We start from the raw sequence: 554 nt of genomic DNA, 5'->3' as shown, positions 1-554 counted from the left end.
CAGGCGGACAGTTTGACTGGGGCGGTCGCCTCCTAAAGTGTAACGGAGGCGCCCAAAGGTTCCCTCAGAATGGTTGGACATCATTCGCAGAGTGCAAAGGCATAAGGGAGCTTGACTGCGAGACCTACAAGTCGAGCAGGGTCGAAAGACGGGCTTAGTGATCCGGTGGTTCCGCATGGAAGGGCCATCGCTCAACGGATAAAAGCTACCCCGGGGATAACAGGCTTATCTCCCCCAAGAGTCCACATCGACGGGGAGGTTTGGCACCTCGATGTCGGCTCATCGCATCCTGGGGCTGTAGTCGGTCCCAAGGGTTGGGCTGTTCGCCCATTAAAGCGGTACGCGAGCTGGGTTCAGAACGTCGTGAGACAGTTCGGTCCCTATCCGTCGCGGGCGCAGGAAATTTGAGAGGAGCTGTCCTTAGTACGAGAGGACCGGGATGGACACACCGCTGGTGTACCAGTTGTCTTGCCAAAGGCATCGCTGGGTAGCTATGTGTGGACGGGATAAATGCTGAAAGCATCTAAGCATGAAGCCCCCCTCGAGATGAGATT

The 554-nt window shown here is 56.7% G+C and carries 1 rRNA gene; it reads left to right on the top strand.

From position 1 onward, the window contains the following. Positions 1-554: ribosomal RNA gene (locus ACFPRA_RS24965) — 23S ribosomal RNA — on the top strand; the annotation flags it as partial.

The sequence above is a fragment of the Sporosarcina soli genome (assembly GCF_042655805.1).
Classification (GTDB): Bacteria; Bacillota; Bacilli; order Bacillales_A; family Planococcaceae; genus Sporosarcina; species Sporosarcina soli.
The sequence above is the reverse complement of the archived record's forward strand: the minus strand, read 5'-3'. Positions and strand labels throughout refer to the sequence as shown.